This is a genomic window from Mycobacterium sp. 1423905.2 (assembly GCF_001673155.1).
Lineage (GTDB): Bacteria > Actinomycetota > Actinomycetes > Mycobacteriales > Mycobacteriaceae > Mycobacterium.
The window spans coordinates 1-1,829 of record NZ_LZLE01000085.1 but is presented as its reverse complement, the minus strand read 5'-3'; the positions used below and the strand labels follow the sequence as shown (position 1 = coordinate 1,829).

The 1,829-nt window shown below is 66.0% G+C and carries 1 protein-coding gene and 1 pseudogene; one reads left to right on the top strand and one right to left on the bottom strand.

Annotated elements, in window-relative coordinates; translation table 11 throughout:
- Positions 1 to 56: 56 nt before the first annotated feature.
- Positions 57 to 1,157: pseudogene (locus tag A9W95_RS25950) on the top strand (alkane 1-monooxygenase); the annotation flags it as partial.
- A 28-nt stretch (positions 1,158 to 1,185) separates the two neighbouring features.
- Here the strand turns inward: A9W95_RS25950 and A9W95_RS04575 are convergent.
- Positions 1,186 to 1,755 carry a pyridoxamine 5'-phosphate oxidase family protein gene (locus A9W95_RS04575; RefSeq protein ID WP_067409430.1) on the bottom strand — a complete coding sequence of 190 codons (570 nt, stop codon included), beginning with the start codon at positions 1,753 to 1,755 and terminating at the stop codon, positions 1,186 to 1,188.
- Positions 1,756 to 1,829: the final 74 nt, after the last annotated feature.

The window sequence follows — 1,829 nt, the reverse complement described above, 5'->3', positions numbered from 1 at the left end:
TTATGAATGAACTCGCGCAGCGACTCGTCGATTCGCGAGAACTCTTTGGCCACCGCTTGAGCCTACGCGTCGGCGCGGCGGTACCGGTTCTGGTCTCCGCGTCCTGGCTGCTGGTGTGGACCACCGGAGTCCGAGCGTTCTGGTGGACAGGGTTGGTGCTGGCGTTCGGACTGATCCCAGTGCTCGATCACGTGGTGGGGCGCGACTCCGACAATCCGCCCGACAGCGTGCTGGCTCGGCTGGAAAGCGACCCGTTCTACCGCTGGGCCACCTACCTCTACCTGCCGAATCAGTACGGATCGGTGGTGCTGGCCTGTTGGCTGTGGGCCGGTGGCGGGTGGGTCTCCATGGGCTTGGTTGACAAGCTGGGCTTGATGATGACGGTGGGGCTCATCGGCGGGCTGGCCATCAATGCCGCCCACGACCTCGGGCACACCCGATCGCGCGCCGAACGCCGCCTGTCCAAGATCGCGCTGGCCCAGACCTGCTACGGACACTTCTTCGTCGAGCACAACCGTGGCCACCACGTCCGGATTGCGACTCCGGAAGATCCGGCCAGCGCACGTTTGCACGAGAGCCTCTACGCCTTCCTCCTGCGATCGGTGTCGGGCGGGATCCGCTCCGCGTGGCGGCTGGAAAAAGATCGCTTCGGCAGCCGAGGCAGGTCTCACTGGAACGTGCACAACGAAGTGCTCAACGCCTGGCTGCTCAGCGTCGTGTTATTCGCCGTGCTCGCCGCCTGGTTCCGGCCCGTGGTCCTGCCCTGGCTGTTCGGACAGGCGATCGTCGGCTTCTGCTTGCTGGAAACGGTGAACTACATGGAGCACTACGGGCTGCGGCGAAAGAAGCTGCCCAGCGGCCGCTACGAACGCGTGCGTCCCGCGCACAGCTGGAACAGCAACACGGTGGTCGCCAACATCTTCCTGTTTCACCTGCAACGGCATTCCGATCACCACGCCAACCCATTGCGCCGCTACCAGGCCTTGCGGCATGTCGACGAGACGCCGCAACTGCCCAGCGGGTACGCCACCATGGTGCTGGTGGCGCTGGTTCCGCCGCTGTGGCGGCGGGTGATGGACCCGCGCGTGTTGGACTTCTATGGCGGGGATGCCCGATTGGCCGCGCTGCCCCCGCAACGCGAGCTACCGGCGCGCCGACGCGTAGGCTCAAGCGGTGAGGGGACGGTCAGCGAGCAGGCGGCAGGGGATGGTCGGGGTCGAGCCCCGGCAGGCCGTCGATGCTGTGCTGATTGCGTTGCACCGCGCGGACGTACTTCTCAGTGGGCGCCTTGGCGTGGTGCGCGTCGAGCACCGGCCGCTCGTCGACGAGTTCGTAGTAAGGCACCGCAAAGCCGCAAGCGTCGGCGATGCGCTCGACGTCGACGACGATCGCGGCCCGCAGGCCAGGGTGCTCTCCGGCGAAATGTGTTGTCAGCTCGACGAACTCGGCATCGTCGGGGCGGACGACTCGGCCGGTGCCGAACAGTCGCAGGATGCGTGAATTGCGGCTGAACGAGCAGAACATGAGGGTGATACGCCCGTTGTCGCGCAGATGCGCGATGGTCTCGACCCCGCTGCCGAACAAGTCGAGATAGGCCACCGTGTGCTCGTCGAGGACGGCGAAGGTGTCACGATAGCCCTTGGGCGACAGGTTGATTCGGCCGCCTTCGGACGGCGCGGTGGCCACGAAGAACATGGCCTGGTTTTGCATGAACTCGCGCAGCGACTCGTCGATTCGCGAGAACTCTTTGGCCACCGCTTGAGCCTACGCGTCGGCGCGCCGGTAGCTCGCGTTGCGGGGGCAGCGCGGCCAATCGGGCATCCCCGCCA